The 15,600-nt window shown below is 70.7% G+C and carries 14 protein-coding genes and 1 pseudogene; 6 read left to right on the top strand and 9 right to left on the bottom strand.

Annotated elements, in window-relative coordinates:
* Position 1 precedes the first annotated feature (1 nt).
* The 4 genes from OHA98_RS30175 to OHA98_RS30160 form a co-directional block, all read right to left on the bottom strand.
* Positions 2 to 478, bottom strand: a complete 477-nt coding sequence (locus OHA98_RS30175) for a hypothetical protein (RefSeq protein ID WP_266930131.1) — start codon at positions 476 to 478, stop codon at positions 2 to 4.
* 168 nt (positions 479 to 646) lie between these two features.
* Positions 647 to 1,072: a CBS domain-containing protein gene (locus OHA98_RS30170; protein ID WP_266930130.1), complete on the bottom strand. Its 426-nt coding sequence runs from the start codon at positions 1,070 to 1,072 to the stop codon at positions 647 to 649.
* Between the two features lie 159 nt (positions 1,073 to 1,231).
* Positions 1,232 to 1,912: a DUF305 domain-containing protein gene (locus tag OHA98_RS30165; protein ID WP_266930128.1), complete on the bottom strand. Its 681-nt coding sequence runs from the start codon at positions 1,910 to 1,912 to the stop codon at positions 1,232 to 1,234.
* A 65-nt stretch (positions 1,913 to 1,977) separates the two neighbouring features.
* Complete coding sequence (locus OHA98_RS30160; protein WP_266930126.1) at positions 1,978 to 2,658, bottom strand: DUF3105 domain-containing protein; 681 nt, start codon at positions 2,656 to 2,658, stop codon at positions 1,978 to 1,980.
* A gap of 243 nt (positions 2,659 to 2,901) precedes the next feature.
* Here OHA98_RS30160 and glnA point away from each other — a divergent pair, with 243 nt between their 5' ends.
* From glnA to OHA98_RS30145, 3 genes are all read left to right on the top strand, one after another.
* Positions 2,902 to 4,263: a type I glutamate--ammonia ligase gene (gene glnA / locus OHA98_RS30155; RefSeq protein WP_073725027.1), complete on the top strand. Its 1,362-nt coding sequence runs from the start codon at positions 2,902 to 2,904 to the stop codon at positions 4,261 to 4,263.
* A gap of 192 nt (positions 4,264 to 4,455) precedes the next feature.
* Positions 4,456 to 5,124: a histone deacetylase gene (locus tag OHA98_RS30150; RefSeq protein WP_266930981.1), complete on the top strand. Its 669-nt coding sequence runs from the start codon at positions 4,456 to 4,458 to the stop codon at positions 5,122 to 5,124.
* Between the two features lie 117 nt (positions 5,125 to 5,241).
* Entirely contained in the window at positions 5,242 to 6,093 is an 852-nt protein-coding gene (locus tag OHA98_RS30145) for a DUF5677 domain-containing protein (protein ID WP_266930124.1), read from the top strand.
* 144 nt (positions 6,094 to 6,237) lie between these two features.
* On the opposite strand, the pseudogene OHA98_RS30140 reads toward OHA98_RS30145, so the two are convergent.
* Together OHA98_RS30140 and OHA98_RS30135 are read right to left on the bottom strand one after the other, a co-directional pair.
* Positions 6,238 to 6,330 (bottom strand): annotated as a pseudogene (locus tag OHA98_RS30140) (GNAT family N-acetyltransferase); the annotation flags it as partial.
* Positions 6,331 to 6,334: 4 nt separating this feature from the next.
* Positions 6,335 to 6,925, bottom strand: a complete 591-nt coding sequence (locus OHA98_RS30135; RefSeq protein ID WP_266930122.1) for a TetR family transcriptional regulator — start codon at positions 6,923 to 6,925, stop codon at positions 6,335 to 6,337.
* A 148-nt stretch (positions 6,926 to 7,073) separates the two neighbouring features.
* On the opposite strand from OHA98_RS30135, the gene OHA98_RS30130 reads away from it, so the two are divergent.
* Positions 7,074 to 8,573: an MDR family MFS transporter gene (locus tag OHA98_RS30130; protein ID WP_266930980.1), complete on the top strand. Its 1,500-nt coding sequence runs from the start codon at positions 7,074 to 7,076 to the stop codon at positions 8,571 to 8,573.
* 281 nt (positions 8,574 to 8,854) lie between these two features.
* Positions 8,855 to 9,676, top strand: a complete 822-nt coding sequence (locus OHA98_RS30125; protein WP_266930120.1) for a putative protein N(5)-glutamine methyltransferase — start codon at positions 8,855 to 8,857, stop codon at positions 9,674 to 9,676.
* Here the strand turns inward: OHA98_RS30125 and OHA98_RS30120 are convergent.
* On the bottom strand, positions 9,648 to 10,163 hold the full coding sequence (locus tag OHA98_RS30120) for a pyridoxamine 5'-phosphate oxidase family protein (protein ID WP_266930119.1): 516 nt from the start codon (positions 10,161 to 10,163) through the stop codon (positions 9,648 to 9,650). The two genes, OHA98_RS30125 and OHA98_RS30120, sit on opposite strands and share 29 nt — an antisense overlap.
* 150 nt (positions 10,164 to 10,313) lie before the next feature.
* Here OHA98_RS30120 and OHA98_RS30115 point away from each other — a divergent pair, with 150 nt between their 5' ends.
* Positions 10,314 to 13,307 carry a bifunctional [glutamine synthetase] adenylyltransferase/[glutamine synthetase]-adenylyl-L-tyrosine phosphorylase gene (locus OHA98_RS30115; RefSeq protein WP_266930117.1) on the top strand — a complete coding sequence of 998 codons (2,994 nt, stop codon included), beginning with the start codon at positions 10,314 to 10,316 and terminating at the stop codon, positions 13,305 to 13,307.
* A 70-nt stretch (positions 13,308 to 13,377) separates the two neighbouring features.
* On the opposite strand, the gene OHA98_RS30110 is transcribed toward OHA98_RS30115, so the two are convergent.
* Positions 13,378 to 14,307: a phosphatase PAP2 family protein gene (locus tag OHA98_RS30110; RefSeq protein WP_266930115.1), complete on the bottom strand. Its 930-nt coding sequence runs from the start codon at positions 14,305 to 14,307 to the stop codon at positions 13,378 to 13,380.
* Between the two features lie 76 nt (positions 14,308 to 14,383).
* Complete coding sequence (locus OHA98_RS30105) at positions 14,384 to 15,427, bottom strand: LacI family DNA-binding transcriptional regulator (protein ID WP_266930114.1); 1,044 nt, start codon at positions 15,425 to 15,427, stop codon at positions 14,384 to 14,386.
* Positions 15,428 to 15,600: the final 173 nt, after the last annotated feature.

Below are 15,600 nucleotides of genomic sequence, written 5' to 3'. Positions count from 1 at the left end.
CCTAAATACGCAGCACCGACACCTGGGCGAGCACGGATGTGCGGGGTGGTGGGTCCGGCCACAGGGCCCGCAGCCGCCGCTCGCCCGCCGCCGCACCGAGCGGCCGGCCGAGGGCACGGAGCCCGAGCAGCCAGGAACCGAGCAGAGCCAGGCCCCAGGCGCCGAGGACGGCGAGACAGACCGAGAGGGGGTCCATGCCGCTCATCGGCCCACCGTCGGGGGAGTGCGCGTCGAGAGCCGCGGCGAGGGGCGCGACGGGTCCTCCGGCGGACGCGGCGAGTCCCGCGGCGGGTGCGGCTGTGGACGGATGCGCCACCGGGTCGCCCGCGGGCACCTCATGTGCCGCGGTCATCCCGGAGGCCGGAGCGGCGTGCTCGGCGGGATGACCGACCGTATGCATGGTGACGATCCCGAAGAGCAGCGCGGCGAGCAGCAGCAGCCGCCCGTACGTCGCGTGCCTCTTCCCCTGACCGGCCATGCCCGCACCCTACCCCTACCGGGTATAGGGGCGGGAGGGTGGCCCAGTACTCCTTCCGGCGAAGGGGTACCGGGCCACGGGCTCTCGGTACAGCGGCTCCGTGGTCCAGGGGTTCAGGGCGCGGTGGCTCAGCGGCACAGCGGCTCGGCGACTCGGTCGCTCCGGGGCTCAGCCGCGTGCGTAGACCTTCTCCGCCCAGCCGGCGATCTGTTCCTCGGAGAGATGCTGCGCGAGGTCGGCCTCGCTGATCATGCCGATCAGCATCTTGTTCTCCACCACCGGAAGCCGGCGGATCCGGTGCGTCTGCATCTCCTCCAGCACCGCGTCCACGCCCGCGCCCGCGTCGATCCAGCGCGGCGTGCCCTGGGCGAGTTCGCCCGCGGTCACCTTCGACGGATCGTGACCCTTCGCCACACAGTCGACGACGATGTCCCGGTCCGTGAGGATGCCGACCATCCGGTCCCGGTCACCGTTGGCGGAGATGGGCAGCGCGCCCACGTTGTGCTCGCGCATCAGCTGCGCGGCGCGGTCGAGCGTCTCGTGGGCGGGGATCCACTGGGCTCCGGAATGCATGATGTCTCTGGCGGTCGTCATGGGGGATTCCTCCTGCGTGCCGGTGGGCACTGCCGTACGGCCCCGAGCGAACCCATCGTCGTGGGCCCGCCCGGAGCACGCGACCGCTATCACCCGTTCGGGTGTGTACGGGAGGTGATGCGACGGCTCAGGAGCGTGGTTTCGAGGCGCCGCGACGCCTCAGGAGCGTGGCTTCGCCCCTCGCGCCGCCAGCATGTCCGCCATCAGGTCCAGCTCGGACTGCTGGGCCTCGGCCATGCCACGGGCGAGCCGCTGTTCCGCCGGTACGGTGCACAGCCCGGCGCACCCCTCGGCCATGGCGACGCCGCCCTTGTGGTGGTCGGTCATCAGCTGGAGGTAGAAGACCTCGGCACGCTCGCCGTCGAGCGTGCGCAGCTCCTCCAGCTCGGCCCTGGTGGCCATGCCGGGCATGAGGGCGCCGTCCTTGCCGGCCGGCCCGGTCATCCCCGCCATGCCGTGCCCCTGGTGCCCGCCGCTGCCCGGGGCCATCCACGCCATGGGCGGCCGCCCGTCCGGGGCGACCTTCGGCAGTTCCCACAGATCCAGCCAGCCGAGCAGCATGCCCCGCTGGTTGGCCTGGGTGTTGGCGATGTCGTACGCGAGCCGGCGCACCTCCTCGTCCTGCGTGCGGTCGCGCACGATGAAGGACATCTCCACGGCCTGCTGGTGGTGGACCGCCATGTCACGGGCGAAACCCGCGTCGGCGGAGGCGGCCGACGGCACCCGCAGCCGTTCCGCGCCGCTTCCGCCGGGGGCCGGGTCCGGCCCGTCGTCCCGCGCGGAGGCGATGGTCGCCACCCCCGCGAACAGGACCGCGAGCGCCACGGCGGAGCTCGCCACCCACCACGTACGCCTGCCGGGCCGCGTACCGCCGTCGGGCCGCGAATCGCCGTCGGGCTCCGGGGTCACTGGGGCGCCGCCAGCCCGCCGGTGCAGGGCGCGCCCGGCTCCGGCGTCTGCGGCCCCTGGACGTACTTCGCGAAGAACTGGTCCACCCGCCGGTCGTCCGCGCCGTCCACCGTGACCTGCTTGCCCCAGGCGCTGAGCATGATCGCCCCGGCCTGGCCCTCGTACGGGCTCATCAGCGAGTAGGGCGTGGCCCCGACGCGCTCGGCGAGCTTCTTCACATCGGCCTCGGGGGCCTTGTCGTTGTACGTCACCCAGACCGAACCGTGCTCCAGGGAGTGGACGGCGTTCACGTCGGGGAGGGCCTTTTCGTATACGTCGCCGTCGCAGTTCATCCACGCCTGGTTGTGGTCGCCGCCGACCGGGGGCTTCATGGGGTAGGCCACGTCCCCGGCCACATGGTTGCGGGTCAGCTTCTTGGCGTCCCAGGTCTTCTCGTCCTTGACCGGCTCGGCCGCCAGCTCCTTCAGGTCCTTCTCGGTCTGCTTGGCGTCCTGCGCCACACCCTCCTCCCGCTTCTCCTTCGCCTCGGACTTCTCCAGCAGCATGTAGGAGCCGAAGCCGACCAGACCGGCCACGACGACGGCGCTGAGGCTTATGGCGATGACACGGGTGCGGCGGTCGCGCGCGCGGTCGTCGTTGCGCGTCTGCTCTGTGCGGGACCTGCGGTCGAAGCTCATGTCGTCGAGTCCTTCTGCGAAGGGGCTGGGAGGGACAGAACCGGTCCGGGGACCGGTGCGCACAGGCCGGCCCGGAGGCCGCTGTGTGCCGTGCACACCATGGGCGCCGATCGTAGTGGGTGGCCGAGTGCTCTCTCTCACATCGAGTGCGTAATCTGGGTGAAATCCCGGGTCGTGATACTGGAGTTCCTCCCCTACCCCGGGCGGTGGTGCACAGACCGTCTGAACTGCAAGGATGTGGCTATGGACAAGCAGCAGGAATTCGTCCTCAGGACCCTTGAGGAGCGCGACATCCGCTTCGTGCGGCTGTGGTTCACCGACGTCCTCGGGTTCCTGAAGTCCGTTGCCGTGGCCCCGGCCGAACTGGAACAGGCGTTCGATGAAGGCATCGGTTTCGACGGGTCGGCCATCGAGGGCTTCGCCCGGGTGTACGAGTCCGACATGATCGCCAAGCCGGACCCGGGGACGTTCCAGATCCTGCCGTGGCGCGCGGAGGCCCCCGGCACCGCCCGGATGTTCTGCGACATCCTGATGCCCGACGGTTCGCCGTCCTTCGCGGACCCGCGCTATGTGCTCAAGCGCATCCTCGCCAAGACCTCCGACCTGGGCTTCACCTTCTACACCCACCCGGAGATCGAGTTCTTCCTGCTGAAGGACAAGCCGGTCAACGGCACCCGCCCGACCCCCGCCGACAGCTCCGGCTACTTCGACCACACCCCGCAGAACGTCGGCATGGACTTCCGCCGCCAGGCGATCACGATGCTCGAATCCATGGGCATCTCGGTCGAGTTCAGCCACCACGAGGGCGCCCCCGGCCAGCAGGAGATCGACCTGCGGTACGCGGACGCGCTCTCCACCGCCGACAACATCATGACCTTCCGCCTCGTCATGAAGCAGGTCGCGCTGGAACAGGGCGTACAGGCCACCTTCATGCCGAAGCCGTTCTCGGAGTACCCGGGCTCGGGCATGCACACCCACCTCTCCCTCTTCGAGGGCGACCGCAACGCGTTCTACGAGTCGGGCGCCGAGTACCAGCTCTCCAAGGTCGGCCGTTCCTTCATCGCGGGGCTGCTCAAGCACGCGGCGGAGATCTCCGCCGTGACGAACCAGTGGGTCAACTCCTACAAGCGCATCTGGGGCGGCTCGGCCCGCAGCGCGGGCGCGGGCGGCGAGGCCCCCTCGTACATCTGCTGGGGCCACAACAACCGCTCCGCGCTGATCCGGGTCCCGATGTACAAGCCGGGAAAGACCGGCTCGGCCCGCGTCGAGGTCCGCTCCATCGACTCCGGCGCCAACCCCTACCTGACCTACGCGGTGCTCCTCGCCGCGGGCCTCAAGGGCATCGAGGAGGGCTACGAACTCCCGGCCGGCGCCGACGACGACGTCTGGGCGCTCTCCGACGCGGAACGCCGCGCGATGGGCATCGAGCCGCTCCCGCAGAACCTGGGCGAGGCCATCTCGCTGATGGAGAAGAGCGAACTGGTCGCCGAGACCCTCGGGGAGCACGTCTTCGACTTCTTCCTGCGCAACAAGAAGCAGGAGTGGGAGGAGTACCGCAGCGAGGTCACGGCCTTCGAGCTGAAGAACCTGCTGCCGGTGCTGTAGGAGAGGGCGGGCGCAGCGATATCGGTCTGTCGGCAGGGGTCCACGGCTCGCGGCTGTGGGCCCCTGCCGCTCTCCGGGGCAACGCCGGGCCGTCTACCGTTGTGTCATCAGGTACGACGCATCAGCATCAGCAGCCCGGGCGCGTCCCCCGGAGCACGTCGCTCAGAGCGCGTCCCTCAGAAACGAGTGAGCGTGAAAGCCCTACGACCTGTTGACCCGACGCTGCCGCCCGACCGGAGCCCCGAGCGGGTCTGGTACACGTCATACGGCTCCAACACGCACCTCGACCGGCTCGCGGCCTATATCAGGGGCGGGCGCGCATCCGGTGCGGCAAGGGAGAACCCGGGATGCCGGAACCCGGCGATGCCCGTCCGCTCCATCCCGGTGGAACTGACCGGTGCCATGTACTTCGCCACCCGCTCGCCCGTCTGGCGAGGGGGGCTGGCCTTCTACGACCCCCGAGCGGGCGGGCGTGTATGGGCCAGAGCGCATCTCGTGACCGCCGATCAGTTCTCCGATATCGCGGCCCAGGAGATGCACAGGGAGCCGGGTGCGGATCTGTGCCTGGAAGAAGTGCTGACCCACGGACGCGCCGCACTGGGTGAGGGCCGGTACGAAACCCTGGTGTGCGCCGGCCAGATCGACGGGATGCCCCTCCTGACCTTTACGGCTCCCTGGAGGATGCGCGATGTTCCATGGGTTCCGCCCTCGGCCGCGTATGTGCGGCTCCTGGCCCTGGGCCTCCGGTCCGCCGGCGCGTGGGACACGGAAGAGGTCGCAGCCTACGTCGCCGCACGCCCCGGTGCCGCTGACACCTGGTCGTATCAGTCAATTGTCGATCTTCTGAACGAAGGCGCGTGAGGAGCGGAGGAAGGTCCCCGGATCGCGCTGAGGCAGCCGGAAGCCCGTGCCGGAGGCCCTGACGGCTCCGGCGAAACCTGTGGCCCGCCCTCGGGCGGCGCGACGACAATCCTGGGTGTGACAGACGAGACGGCTCAGCGCCCCGCCAACCCGCCCCGCACAACCGCCGTCCTTCGCCCGCCCCGTCCCGAAATGGTGCGGCTGGTCGAGACGTTGGACGCGTGCATCGGCGAATTCTTCGAAGCCCGCACCGGATTGCTGGGCACCCATGGATGGGAGGCGCCCCGCGAAGGCTGGGCGCTCAGCAACCTGATGGTGCGCAACATGGAGGCGGTCCTGCTCATGGCGCGCACCGATGAGGTCATGGTGAGCGCCGCCTGGGCGAACGCGAGGTGTGTGTTCGAGCACGCCGTGCGCGTCATCTGGCTGCTGGATCCCCCGGACCGCTTCACGAGTGAATGCCGGTGGCTGGGCTTCCTGGCGGACGTCGAGCGTTTCCACCGCCTCGTGGGTGAGGCGGTGGAGAAGGATCCGGGGCTGGCGGGCGGCACCTTCCACCAGGAACTGGAGGGAGTGCTGCGTGAATTCCGTGAGGGGGTCATCGCGAGGCTTCCTGCGGGATACGAGCCCGAGAAGCCGCCTTCGTTCGAGGCGATGCTCCGCACCATGGACAGTTCCGCCATGTACCGCTACTACCGAGAGGGATCGCAGTACGTTCACGGATCGGTGTGGGGTACGGCGGGCTACCGGAAGAACTTCGGGATACACGCCGAGTTCGGTGAGTTCTCCAGCACCGCGGACTGGATCCTCCCTCTCCGGCTGTGCTGGCTGAGCCTGCGCAACGCGGGAGCGATACTCCTCGACCGGCTGGGGGAGTCGCCGAAGAAGTGCGACTGGGATTCCATGGAGAAGTCGCTCGCACGCGACTTCGAAGCTCTGGTGCGGGCGATAGCGCCGACGAGCGCGTGAGCAGCCGAATCCGCTCGCATCTGCGGCGGCGATCCGACTACCGGGACGGAGCGTGAGTACGACGACGAAGGTCGCCCCGTGAAAGCCGGGCCCGCCGCTTTCGGCGGATCGGACTGTGATGACCGAGGGGCCGGGGAACTCGGTCTTGAGCCACACCATCCGCAGGTCGGTGATGTGGAACGCGTAGTCGAGGACCAACCGCGTGGTGATGGTGCCCAGGCCGAGCCCGCGTGCCTCGCGGTCACCCGAATCCGCGGGCGATCTCGTCCAGGATCTCGTCGATGACCTCCGCCGGATCGCGCGTCAGGTCCTCCTCGATCCACATGCGCATCGCGATCCGCATCGAGGACAGGAACGCCGCGGCGAGGACCGTCGGCCGTACCGGCCCGTCGGTGGGTCCCGGGCGGGTGGCCACCGCTTCGGCCAGGTCGCGTTCCATCGTGGCGTGGTTGGCCAACTGGCGGGCGAGGAGGGAGGGGTGGCGCATGGCCAGGCGGGTGCGTACCGCCCAGGCGCGCTCCGGTGGGTTGACCCGGTCCGCGAACTCCGTCATCGCCGCCCGCAGCGCGGTCCAGGCGGGCTCGTCCGCGGGGCGCTCGCGCACGGCCCGGACGAGTGCTCTTATCTGCTGCTCCTCCCCGTACAGGAGGGCGTCCTCCTTGTTCGTGAAGTAGTTGGAGAACGTTCTGCGGGAGATCCCGGCCGCGTCCGCGACGGCCTCCACCGTCACATGGTCGAAACCGTGCTCGACCGTCAGGCGCAGCGTCGCCTCGTGCACGGCCTGCCGGGTGGCTTCCTTCTTGCGTTCCCGCAGTCCCACAGAGCTCTCCATGGGGGCATTATCCATCCCGGCCAACATTATTGCGCAGTGGGCAAAATTGCCCAGTGTGCATGTATGGTGAAGCCTTCCCTCTCCTGCCCGAAACCTCCGGAGGTTGCGCGTGAGCGCACAAACGGCCGCGCCGACCGACGTCGCGCCGATGGACCACCGTCATGTGCTGAGAGCCCTCAGCGGACTGCTCATCGTGCTGTTCGTGGCGATGATCAGCAGCACGGTGGTCTCGGTCGCGCTTCCGCAGATCATCGGCTCGCTCAACGGCACCCAGTCGCAGTACACCTGGGTCGTCACCGCGACCCTGCTCGCGTCCACGGCCTCCACCCCGATCTGGGGCAAGCTCGCCGACCTGTTCAGCAAGAAGCTGCTGCTCCAGATATCCATCGGCATCTTCGTCGTGTCGTCGATCGCCTGCGGGTTCGCCCAGTCCACCGAGCAGCTGATCGCCTTCCGCGCCCTCCAGGGCCTGGGCATGGGCGCCCTCCAGGTGCTCGTCCAGGTGATCATCGCCGCGATGATCAGCCCCAAGGAGCGCGGCCGCTACAACGGTTACCTCGGCGGCGTCATGGCCGTCGCCACCGTCGGCGGTCCGCTGCTGGGCGGCTTCATCACCGACGCGTCCTGGCTGGGCTGGCGCTGGTGCTTCTTCGTCGCGGTGCCGTTCACGCTCCTCGCCTCCGTGATGCTCGGCCGCACCCTGCACCTCGCCGAGGTGCGCCGCCCCGAGACCAAGGTCGACTACCTCGGCGCCACGCTCATCGCCGCGGGCGTCAGCCTCCTGCTGCTCTGGGTCACCTTCGTCGGCAACGACTTCGACTGGATCTCCTGGCAGACCGCGGCCATGGTCGGCGCGAGCGTGGTGATCCTGGGCGCCGCCGTACTGGTCGAGGCCCGGGTCAAGGAGCCGGTCGTCCCGCTCCATGTCGTACGCCGCCGGGACCCCGCCCTCGCGATCATCGCGAGCCTCGCGGTCGGCATGGCGATGTTCGGCGGCGCGGTCTTCCTCGGCCAGTACTTCCAGATCGGCCGCGGCTACTCACCGACCGAGGCCGGGCTGCTCACCATCCCGCTGATGGCCGGGGTGCTCGTCTCCTCGACCGTCGCCGGCCGCATGGTCTCCCGGACCGGCAAGGTCAAGCCGTACATCATCGCCGGAGTCGTCGTGCTCACCCTCGGCTTCCTGGGGCTGTCCACGATCGACCACGAGACCTCCCTGGTCCTCGTGTCGCTCGGGATGCTCGCCGTCGGCATCGGTGTCGGTATGTCGATGCAGAACCTCGTCCTGGTTCTCCAGAACACCGTCCCGCTCAGCGAACTCGGCGCGGCCAGCGGCGCGATCACCTTCTTCCGCTCCCTCGGCGGCACGATGGGCGTCTCGGTGCTCGGAGCCGTGCTCGCCAACCAGGTCGCCACGAAGATCACCCACGGGCTGACCGAGCTGGGCATCGACCCGGCCGCCTCCTCGTCGGGCGGCTCGACCCTGAACATCGCGGCGATGCCGCCGCAGATCCAGGAGGTCGTGCGTGCCGCGTACGGCGACGCGACGGGCCACATCTTCCTGATCTCGGCGGGGATCGCGGTGATCGGCGTGGTCGCGTCCCTGTTCCTGACCTCCACGAAGCTGCGCGACAGCGTGGACCTGTAGCGCCGAGGTTCCCGGCCCCCGCGGGTGTGCCCCGTGCCGTCACGGCACGGGGCACACCCATTCCAGGCGCGAGAACACCCGCTCGACTGCGGTAATGTGACCCCTCCCCGCACGGGGACCGAACCCCGACGCACGGGGACCAGACCCCGCACGGGGACCGACCGAGGAGGTGAGACCCATTACCGCTGTATCAGGCTGGGTGCTCATCTCTCACGATCGCGTCGTCCACCGGGCGTAGGCGGTCGCGGAGCGCTCATCGGCTTTCCGAAAGGCTCCGCTTCATGTCGGTCTTCCCCCCGTCCGCCCGCTCCTCGATCGTCAGTACGCTCCGCGCCGCCGGCTGTGTCTTCGCCGAGGACGAGGCCGGACTCCTCCTCTCCACCGCCGGATCCCCGGCCGCGCTGGCCGCCATGGTCGAGCGCCGGGCCGCCGGCCTCCCGCTCGAACACGTCCTGGGCTGGGCCGAGTTCTGCGGCCGGCGGATCGCCGTCGACCCCGGTGTCTTCGTGCCCCGCCGCCGTTCCGAATTCCTGGTCCGGCAGGCCGCCGCACTCGCCCCCGCGGACCCGGTCGTCGTCGACCTCTGCTGCGGAACGGGCGCGCTCGGAGCGGCCCTGGCCGCCTGCCTGGACCGGGTCGAACTGCACGCCGCCGACGTCGAACCCGCGGCCGTGCGCTGCGCCCGCCGCAATGTCGGCGAGCCCGGCCGGGTCTACGAGGGCGACCTCTTCGCCCCGCTGCCCGCCTCACTGCGCGGCCGCGTCGACATCCTGCTCGCCAATGTCCCCTACGTACCGACCAAGGACGTCGAACTGCTGCCCGCCGAGGCACGCGTCCATGAGCCCCGGGTCGCGCTCGACGGCGGCGGGGACGGACTCGACGTGATGCGCCGGGTGGTGGCCGAGGCGCCGCACTGGCTCGCCCCCGGCGGCGGTCTGCTGGTCGAGACGAGCGAGCGCCAGGCGGCGCGGGCGGCCCGGACCATGGGCGACGGCGGGCTCGTCCCGCGCGTGGTCACCTCCGAGGAGCTGTACGCCACCGTGGTCATCGGAACCCGGCCCGGCGGCGCACCCCTCAGCCGAACCGCCACCGCGTCTGGCTGAACGGCTCGCCCTTGGTGAAGCCGAAGGCCGTGCGCGGGGTCACCGCGAAGACCTCCGCACGGCCGGCCTCCCCGTTGACGAACGCGCCGTCGCTCACCTCGAAGTGCCAGTCGCCGCCGTACTTCGTCTCCCACGCCCCGGCCAGCCGGGTCAGCGCCCCGGTGTCCGTCACCTGTTCCGCGCGGCCCTCGACGACCACGTCGAAACCCGAGTCCAAGGTGTTGGCCCCGGTCGTCAGGACCACTTCGGGATTGGCGGCCAGATTGCGCGCCTTGCGCTCGGCGGGGCCCGTACAGAAATGCAGCGCATCGTCCCACCAGACCCCGATCAGCGGTGTCACATGCGGGCGGCCGTCCGGACGGACCGTGGACAGCCAGTACAGGCGGGCGGCGTCCAGCACGGCCGCCCCCTCCCGCCACGGGCGGGCGGTGGCGCCCGCGCTGCTGTACCGGGCATCCAGCTCGGTCACGGGAACTGCTGAGGACATCGTGCCTCCCGGGTTCACCCCCGGTGTGCGGACCGCACCCGGGTTCACCTCCCAGTGTGCGGACCGCACCCCGGCTCCGCGCACACCGGCGCGGGGATAGGCTCGAATCCGCTGTGAACGAGAATCGGTCGGCGGGCAGGAGAGCGCGGGATGACAACGGTGCCGGGGCGCAGGAGCAGTACCTTCACCCGACTGCTGCGGCACGGTTTCACCGACCCGTCCGCCGCCGGACAGCTGCTCGACCTCGATGCCCTGATCTCCGTACGGGCCGATCCCGTCCTCCTGGAAGCGCTCGGCGCCACCGCCGACCCCGATCTCGCGCTGCGCGGCCTCGTCCGGCTCGTCGAGGCGCAGGACGAGGACGAACGGCAGGTCCTGCTCGACACCCTGGTGACCGCCAAACCCCTGCGGGACCGGCTGCTGGGCGTACTCGGCGCCTCGGAGGCGCTCGGGGACCATCTGGCCCGGCATCCGCGCGACTGGCACGCCCTCGTCACCTACGAGGCCGCCGACCTGCACCCCGGGATCGCCGAGTTCGAGCAGGGGCTCGCCGACGCCGTCGACCCGGACTCGCTGCGCGTCTCCTACCGCCGGTGCCTGCTCGCCATAGCGGCCCGTGACGTGTGCGGGACGACGGACCTCGCCGAGACCGCCGCCGAGCTGGCCGACCTGGCCACCGCCACCCTGCGGGCGGCGCTCGCCATCGCCCGTACGTCCGTGCCCGCCGACGCCGCCCGGTGCCGGCTCGCCGTCATCGCGATGGGCAAGTGCGGCGGCCATGAGCTGAACTACGTCTCCGACGTCGACGTGATCTTCGTGGCGGAGCCGATCGAGGGGACCGAGGAGAGCGCCGCCATCCAGGCCGCCACCCGGCTCGCCGCCCACATGATGCGGATCTGCTCCGACACCACCGTCGAGGGCACCATCTGGCCGGTCGACGCCAACCTGCGCCCCGAGGGCCGCAACGGGCCGCTCGTACGCACCCTGACCTCGCACCTCGCGTACTACCAGCGCTGGGCCAAGACCTGGGAGTTCCAGGCCCTGCTGAAGGCCCGGCCGGTCGCCGGTGACCCGGAGCTGGGCGCGGAGTACGTGGAGGCCGTCTCCCCGCTCGTCTGGCAGGCCGCCGACCGGGACAACTTCGTCCCCGATGTGCAGAAGATGCGCCGCCGCGTCATCGACAACATCCCCGCCGACCGGGTGGACCGGGAGCTCAAGCTCGGCCCCGGCGGACTGCGGGACGTGGAGTTCGCCGTCCAGCTGCTCCAGCTGGTGCACGGGCGCAGCGACTCCACCCTGCACAGCGGAACGACGCTGGAGGCGCTGCGGGCGCTCGCCGAGGGCGGCTATGTGGGCCGCGCGGACGCGGCACAGCTCGACGAGGCGTACCGCTTCCTGCGCTCCATGGAGCACCGCATCCAGCTCTACCGGCTGCGCCGTACCCATCTGGTCCCCGAGGACGCAGCCGACCTGCGGCGCCTGGGCCGCTCCCTGGGGATGCGCACGGACCCGGTCAACGAACTGAACAAGGCGTGGAAGCGGCACGCCTCCGTCGTACGGCGGCTGCACGAGAAGCTCTTCTACCGGCCGCTGCTGGACGCGGTCGCCCAGCTGGCGCCCGGGGAGACCCGGCTCAGCGCGAAAGCGGCCGGAACCCGGCTCGAAGCCCTCGGATACGCGGACCCGGCCGCCGCGCTGCGGCATCTGGAGGCCCTGTCGTCCGGGGTGTCCCGCAAGGCGGCCATCCAGCGCACGCTGCTGCCGGTGCTGCTCGGCTGGTTCGCGGACTCCGCCGACCCGGACGCCGGTCTCCTCGGCTTCCGCAAGGTGTCCGACGCGCTCGGCAAGACGCCCTGGTACCTGCGGCTCCTGCGGGACGAGGGGGCGGCGGCGGAGAACCTCGCCCGGGTCCTGTCGGCCGGCCGCCTCGCCCCCGATCTGCTGCTGCGGGCCCCCGAGGCCGTCGCGATCCTGGGCGATCCGGAAGGGCTGAAGCCGCGCACCCGGGAGCACCTGGAGCAGGAGGTGCTGGCCGCGGTCGGCCGGGCGGACGGCGCCGAATCGGCGGTCGCCGTCGTCCGCGGCGTACGGCGGCGGGAGCTGTTCCGTACGACGGCGGCGGACATCATCGGCTCCTACGGCACCGAGGAGACCCCCGCCGAGCCCGACCACGGCGCCCTCGTGGACCGGGTCGGCTCCGCGGTCACCGACCTCAACGCCGCCACGCTCGCCGGGGCGCTGCGCGCCGCCGTCCGCGAGCGGTGGGGCGACACCCTGCCGACCCGGTTCGCCGTCATCGGGATGGGCCGCTTCGGCGGTCATGAGCTGGGATACGGCTCCGACGCCGACGTCCTGTTCGTCCACGCGCCGCGCGAGGGCGTCGGCGACGAGGAGGCGAGCCGGGCCGCCAACACGGTGGTCACCGAGATGCGCAGACTGCTCCAGCTGCCCACCGCCGACCCGCCGCTCCTGATCGACGCCGATCTGCGGCCCGAGGGCAAGAGCGGGCCGCTGGTGCGCACCCTGAAGTCGTACGAGGCGTACTACCGGCGCTGGTCGCTGGTCTGGGAGAGCCAGGCCCTGCTGCGGGCCGAGCCGATGGCGGGCGACGAGGCGCTGGGGCGGGGTTTCATCGAGCTGATCGATCCGCTGCGGTACCCGATGGAGGGGCTGGGGGAGGACGCGGTCCGCGAGATCCGCCGGCTCAAGGCCCGGATGGAGTCCGAGCGGATGCCGCGCGGGGCCGACCCGACGCTCCACACCAAGCTGGGGCGCGGCGGGCTGAGCGATGTCGAGTGGACCGTACAGCTGCTGCAGATGCGGCACGGCTGGGCGGAGCCCGGACTCCGTACGACCCGCACCCGGGAGGCGCTGGCGGCGGCGTGCGCGGCGGAGCTGATCCCGGCCGAGGACGCCCGCGTCCTGGACGACGCGTGGGTGCTGGCGACACGGGTGCGCAACGCGGTGATGCTGGTACGGGGGCGGCCCGGTGACATGTTCCCCTCCGACGCGCGGGAGATGACGGCCGTGGGGCGCTACCTGGGGTACGAGCCCGGCCATGTCGGCGACATGCTGGACGACTACCGGCGGATCACCCGGCGGGCGCGGGCGGTGGTGGAGGAGCGGTTCTACGGGGCGCAGTGAGGTTCCACGGCCGGCAGGGGCCGCGCACGGGGCCGCGCGGGGCCTCACGGCTCCTCGGCGGCCCGGGGCCTCAGCGGCGGCCCGAGGACTCCGGTACCGGGCGCCGGGCCCGTGGCGAGACGCCCTGGGACACCGCCGACAGACGTCCCCGGCCGGACGGCACCAGTTTCGGCAGGCGGTGGGGCAGCGATCCGTACCAGGCGTACGAGAGGGCGAAGCCGAACGCCAGGCAGGCCATGCCGCCCACCGCGTCCAGCCAGAAGTGGTTGGCCGTCGCCACGATCACGACGAGGGTGGCCATCGGGTAGAGCAGCCCCAGGATCCGGGCCCAGGGGGCGGACGCGAGCGCGAAGATGGTCAGACCGCACCAGAGCGACCAGCCGATGTGCATGGAGGGCATCGCCGCGTACTGGTTCGACATGTTCTTGAAGTTGCCCGAGGCCATCGAACCCCAGGTCTCGTGCAGCAGCACCGTGTCGATGAAGTGCCCGCCGTTCATCAGACGGGGCGGTGCCAGCGGGTACAGGTAGTAGCCGAGCAGGGCGACGGCCGTGGTCGCGAAGAGCACCATCCGGGCCGCCGCGTAGCGGCCGGGGTGACGGCGGAACAGCCAGACGAGCACTCCGACGGTGACCACGAAGTGCAGCGTCGCGTAGTAGTAGTTCATCGACACGATCAGCCATGTCACCGAGTTCACGGCATGGTTGACGGACTGCTCGAAGGCGAGGCCCAGCGACTTCTCCACCGACCAGATCCAGTCGGCGTTGCTCAGGGCGGCGGCCTTCTGCTCGGGAACGGCGTTGCGCACAAGTGAGTACAGCCAGTAACTGACCGCGATCAGCAGGACTTCGAACCAGAGCCGTGGACGGCGCGGGGCACGCAGTGCACCGAGCTTCGCCGTTCTTCCGTTCCGCTTGGCCTCGGGGGCCGCCTCGTCCACGATGGGTGACGGGGTGCCGGCCGTTCGGCCTTCCTGTGTTTTCACGTGCGATTCACCCATAGGCACAGAGTCTGCCAGATACGTCCCCCTCCGCCCGATCATCCTCCGGTCGGGTTCCGGTCGCACGATATGCACCTCAAGGACGAGAGTGGGACCCTGAGGAGGGTCCGGGTCCCGACGCCGTCGAACCGCGAACCACCAGCTCGGGCATGAAGACGAACTCGCTGTGCGGGGCCGGGGTTCCGCCGATCTCCTCCAGGAGCGTACGGACGGCGGCCTGGCCCATCGCCGTCACCGGCTGCCGGATCGTGGTCAGCGGCGGATCGGTGAACGCTATGAGCGGCGAATCGTCGTAACCCACCACCGACAGATCGCGCGGCACCTGTCGCGACAGCCGCCGGGCCGCCCGGATCGCGCCCAGGGCCATCATGTCGCTCGCGCACACCACGGCCGTGCACCCGCGTTCCAGCAGTGCCGAGGCGGCGGCCTGACCGCCCTCCAGCGTGTACAGAGAGTGCTCGATCAACTCCTCCACCCGCTCCGGGGGGAGGCCGAGCTGTTCGTGCATCGTGGCGTGGAAGCCCTCGATCTTGCGGAGTACGGGAACGAAGCGCTTGGGGCCGACCGCGAGGCCGATCCGCTGATGTCCCAGCGCGACCAGATGCGTCACCGCGAGCCGCATCGCCGCCCGGTCGTCGGGCGAGATGAACGGGGCCTGCACCTTCGGCGAGAAGCCGTTGACGAGGACGAAGGGGACGCCCTTGGCGCGCAGTTGTTCGTAGCGCCGCATGTCGGCGGAGGTGTCCGCGTGCAGCCCGGAGACGAAGATGATGCCGGAGACGCCGCGGTCGACGAGCATCTCGGTCAGCTCGTCCTCGGTGGATCCGCCGGGACTCTGTGTCGCCAGCACCGGGGTGTAGCCCTGCCGGGTCAGCGCCTGGCCGATGACCTGCGCCAGCGCCGGGAAGATGGGGTTCTCCAGCTCGGGCGTGATCAGGCCGACCAGTCCCGCACTGCGCCTGCGCAGCCGTACGGGGCGTTCGTAGCCCAGGACGTCGAGCGCCGCGAGGACGGATTCGCGGGTGGCCGCTGCGACACCGGGCTTGCCGTTCAGGACTCGGCTGACCGTCGCTTCGCTGACCCCCGCCTGAGTTGCGATATCGGCAAGCCGTGCGGTCATGGAAGGCGACTGTACCGGGCCTGTGTCGGATTGCCCACTGTGAGCGGGATTCGGGCGCGAGGCTCCCTCCCGGCCGTCGGTGACGGCGCCCGCCCGCAGATCCGCGGCAACGTCTTGCAAGCTCTTGCGGGCCCCTCGTGCGGGCCGCGATCAGATCGTCGCACTACGCATTC

The organism is Streptomyces sp. NBC_00654, assembly GCF_026341775.1.
Classification (GTDB): domain Bacteria; phylum Actinomycetota; class Actinomycetes; order Streptomycetales; family Streptomycetaceae; genus Streptomyces.
Note: the sequence above shows the minus strand (reverse complement) of the source record. Positions and strands in the feature narration are given on the sequence as shown.

Excerpts from the sequence above, each read along its gene's own strand:
- OHA98_RS30175 (WP_266930131.1), bottom strand. The coding sequence starts at position 478 with ATGGCCGGTCAGGGGAAGAGGCACGCGACGTACGGGCGGCTGCTGCTG.
- OHA98_RS30170 (WP_266930130.1), bottom strand. The coding sequence starts at position 1,072 with ATGACGACCGCCAGAGACATCATGCATTCCGGAGCCCAGTGGATCCCC.
- OHA98_RS30160 (WP_266930126.1), bottom strand. The coding sequence starts at position 2,658 with ATGAGCTTCGACCGCAGGTCCCGCACAGAGCAGACGCGCAACGACGAC.
- glnA (WP_073725027.1), top strand. The coding sequence starts at position 2,902 with ATGGACAAGCAGCAGGAATTCGTCCTCAGGACCCTTGAGGAGCGCGAC.
- OHA98_RS30135 (WP_266930122.1), bottom strand. The coding sequence starts at position 6,925 with ATGGAGAGCTCTGTGGGACTGCGGGAACGCAAGAAGGAAGCCACCCGG.
- OHA98_RS30130 (WP_266930980.1), top strand. The coding sequence starts at position 7,074 with ATGGACCACCGTCATGTGCTGAGAGCCCTCAGCGGACTGCTCATCGTG.
- OHA98_RS30125 (WP_266930120.1), top strand. The coding sequence starts at position 8,855 with ATGTCGGTCTTCCCCCCGTCCGCCCGCTCCTCGATCGTCAGTACGCTC.
- OHA98_RS30120 (WP_266930119.1), bottom strand. The coding sequence starts at position 10,163 with ATGTCCTCAGCAGTTCCCGTGACCGAGCTGGATGCCCGGTACAGCAGC.
- OHA98_RS30115 (WP_266930117.1), top strand. The coding sequence starts at position 10,314 with ATGACAACGGTGCCGGGGCGCAGGAGCAGTACCTTCACCCGACTGCTG.
- OHA98_RS30110 (WP_266930115.1), bottom strand. The coding sequence starts at position 14,307 with ATGGGTGAATCGCACGTGAAAACACAGGAAGGCCGAACGGCCGGCACC.
- OHA98_RS30105 (WP_266930114.1), bottom strand. The coding sequence starts at position 15,427 with ATGACCGCACGGCTTGCCGATATCGCAACTCAGGCGGGGGTCAGCGAA.